Consider the following 3,427-nt stretch of genomic DNA (forward strand, 5'->3'; position numbering starts at 1 on the left):
TTCCACAGCCGTAAATATGACCTGACAAAGCATCCCAACTACAAGCTCTGCGCCGATGCAGACCCGGCCAACCGCTTCACCTACGAGAAGCGCAAAGAAATGGAAATGGCCGGTTTCTTCCAAGGCGTAAAGAGTGCAACAACCATAAAACTTTCCGAATTAAATTCACTTTGAAAAGGAGATTACTATTATGGAATTTCTCGATCAGCTTATGTCGATTCTTTCCCGCGGCCTCGTTTACGCCGGTGCGCTGTACATTGTCTGGAACGGTGTTCAGCTCGGTTTCAGTATCAAAGACCATAACGGGCCTGAGATGAAACAGGCTCTATTGGGTGTGGCCGGTGGCGCAGTCGTCGTTACTGCTGCCGCCGTTCTAACGCAGATATCTTTCTAAAATGCGACGAATCGTCGCACCCCACATGGAGGTATCTCGTCTATGATAGATGCAATTCAAGACCTGCTCGACACAATAAGCGCAACCGCTTCCAGCATGGGGCAAAACAGTGGCCTGCTGCAAGACCTCAACGGGTGGAACTCCTCACTGGCAAATTTTTCCAACGCCATTGCCACAAATATTGTGTTGCCAATCGCCCTTGTCGTACTGGCATTGTTCTGGATTCTCGAATTTTACAACGCTTTTATACGCTCGTCTGCTGGCGGCGGTGGAAGTTCCACCTTTATGCTGCTCAATCTTTTCCAGTCCTTCATCAAGATGGCACTGTGCCTGTGGGCCGTCCAAAATTCCACGATTATCCTCAATGCCCTATTTAGTATCAGCGCTCAAATTACAAGCGGTATTGCCGGTGTTGTGGGCAGCGGGCAAGTATCCAGCGACATAGATTCATCCACGCTCTCCGAATTGGAAGGGCACTTCTTTCAGCAGCTCGGTGTCAACTTAACGCTCCAGGCCGTCAACCTAATCATCAAAGGCATTTCCATCATAGTAAACACCCTTGTGGCAGCACGCTTCATAGAACTCTATGTTTACAATGCCTTTGCAGCTATTCCCATCACGACGCTTTGTTACCAGGAGCTACATAACGTCGGCATTGGTTTTCTCAAAAGTTATGCAGGCGTAGCCATCCAAGGCAGCATCCTTTACCTTGTGATCGGGTTCTATCCGGCGCTGGCCGCTTCCATTGGCGGCGGCACAGGAGACATTTTAGATCAATCCTGGGCGTTGCTGGGCAATAGTGTAATATTGTTGGTTGCCATGATAATGAGCAGCCGCTTTGCCAAAGCCATAACCAGTTCTGTATAATGCCCGATGCGACGAATCGTCGCACCGCAGAAAGAAGGTGACGCATTTGATCTCAACAAAGATCAATTTTGAAATAACCGAATATCATGAAAAAATATTTGCTGGTCTGTCCATCCGGCAGCTCGTCTGCTTTGGCATTGCCATAGTTCTTGCTGTGGCAACTTTTGCAGTCGGCATCTACTATTTTGGGGCGACCGCAGACACGTTGAGTTATATCGTTATGATCGAAGTCATGCCCTTTTTAGGGGTTGGCTTCATCAAACGCAACGGCTACCCCTTTGAAAAGCTGGTGTCCATTTACTGGCGAAATATGACTGAAAGCCACCAAATCCCGGTTCGTCCGTTTAAGGAGTGCTACAATGATTCTCAAAAAAAGTCCCGAAAGGGAAAACCTTGCGAGTGCCAAGCGGCAAGCTCGCTTACAAAAAAAGAAATTAAAAGCCGAACAGCGCAAGCGCGCAAAAGTATTGCGCGCGCAAAAAAAGACACTCGAAAAGCAAATAAAGAAAAAGCGCGCGCCGCAAAAGGCCAGTGATTGCCTGGGCTTTCTGGCTATGTACGAGAACGGCATCTGTGAAATCGAGCCGGGCTTATATTCCATGACGCTGAAATTTTCCGACGTCAACTACCAGATTGCACGACGAGAAGAACAGGCCAACATTTTTACGCGGTACTGTGAGTTGCTTAACTATTGTGACCCGGATATGCACTTGCAGATCAACCTGGTTACGCAGCACATGGATAGGGAGCGGTTTGAACAGGATATGTTCTTTCAAATGCGCCAGGATGATATTGACGAGTACCGACAGGAAATGAACAAAATTATTGCCGACAAGGCCATGCAGGGGCAAAACGGCCTGGTGCGCGAAAAATTTGTTACTATTACCGTGAAAGCCGACACCTATGACAGCGCAGCCCAACAGCTTGCACGGCGATCCGCCGATCTAAAGGGTAGCTTCAAGGGGCTACACAGCGATGCCTCCACACTTTCCGGCAAGCAACGTCTGGCACTTCTCAACTCGATCTTGCGCCCCGATACCAGTTTTGATTTTGAGTACGATTGGCTGCTGGCCGAGAACAAACTCACGACGAAAGATTTCATCAGTCCGTCGTCTTTTGACTGGCGTCCAGAGCATGACGATTCGCGGGCCACATACAACGACCGCTATGCCTTTGGCAAAAAGATTGGCAAAACCGTTTTCCTGCGCGACATCGCGCCGGAAATGACCGATGATCTGCTGTCCCGCCTATCCGAACTGCCGTTTGACCTGGCGATCGCGCTGCACATTGATGCAGTCGAGCAGCATGATGCCGTGGAAATGGTCAAGACCAAACTTGCGTTCATGCGCCAGGAAGAAGCGGATGGTATGCAACGTGCGGTCAAGCAAAAGCTGCCCGCCGCCATGGGCATCCGCTACGAACTGAGCGAAAATATCAAAAATGCGGAAGATCTTCTGGACGAACTCGTCAACCGCAATCAGAAACTCTTTAAGGTTGCGCTTATGATTCACACTTATGGTAACACAAACGAAGAACTGGACAACCGTATCAAGCAGATCATGAGCGCCGTGCAGAAAAAGACCTGTAAAGTTGATACCCTGCCTTTTGAGCAGCGCGAGGCTCTTAATTCCATTTTGCCGTTGGGCAAAAAGTGCATCGGCATTGAACGTACTCTTACCACGGCCAACACAGCCATTTTCATCCCGTTCACGACACAGGAATTGTTCGAGCCGGGCGGTTTCTATATGGGCTTGAACGCGCGCAGCAAATCGCTGCTGATGTTCCAGCGCAAAAACCTGGCGTCCCCTGCCGGGTATGTACTGGGGCAGCCCGGTTCCGGCAAATCAATGGACGTCAAGCTGGAAATCGCCCAAGTTATGATGGGTACTGATGATGACGTTATCATCATCGACCCCGAAGGCGAATATACCCCCGAAGTGCAGGCCATGGGCGGCCAAGTCGTAGAGATTTCTGCCAGTTCCAGTGAACACATCAACCCCATGGATATTACCGAGGACTATGCCGACAGCGACAGTCCGCTTGTCCTTAAATCGCAGTTCTTGCAGATGTTCTGCGAGCTTATCATTGGCGGCGGGGGTATCTCTGCTGCCGAGCGCACCTACATCGACCGCGCAGCGCGCATGACCTACGCCAAATTCTTTAACT

4 protein-coding genes are annotated in these 3,427 nt (G+C 49.9%); all 4 read left to right on the forward strand.

Annotated features, from left to right (window positions below):
• Nucleotides 1-190: 190 nt before the first annotated feature.
• Entirely contained in the window at nt 191-394 is a 204-nt protein-coding gene (locus Q0526_RS07860) for a hypothetical protein (protein WP_298732285.1), read from the forward strand.
• A gap of 42 nt (nt 395-436) precedes the next feature.
• Nucleotides 437-1,261, forward strand: a complete 825-nt coding sequence (locus Q0526_RS07865) for a VirB6/TrbL-like conjugal transfer protein, CD1112 family (protein WP_298732286.1) — start codon at nt 437-439, stop codon at nt 1,259-1,261.
• Nucleotides 1,262-1,307: 46 nt separating this feature from the next.
• Nucleotides 1,308-1,796 (forward strand): PrgI family protein, encoded by a 489-nt coding sequence (locus Q0526_RS07870; protein ID WP_298732287.1) that lies wholly within the window; start codon nt 1,308-1,310, stop codon nt 1,794-1,796.
• Nucleotides 1,797-1,815: 19 nt separating this feature from the next.
• Nucleotides 1,816-3,427: VirB4-like conjugal transfer ATPase, CD1110 family (locus Q0526_RS18800; RefSeq protein WP_366522047.1), on the forward strand; the 1,612-nt coding region annotated here is incomplete at its 3' end.

It is taken from the genome of uncultured Subdoligranulum sp. (assembly GCF_937890665.1).

What these genes read in the sequence shown, in the direction of transcription:
- Q0526_RS07865 (WP_298732286.1), top strand. Translation starts at nt 437, where the DNA reads ATGATAGATGCAATTCAAGACCTGCTCGACACAATAAGCGCAACCGCT.
- Q0526_RS07860 (WP_298732285.1), top strand. Translation starts at nt 191, where the DNA reads ATGGAATTTCTCGATCAGCTTATGTCGATTCTTTCCCGCGGCCTCGTT.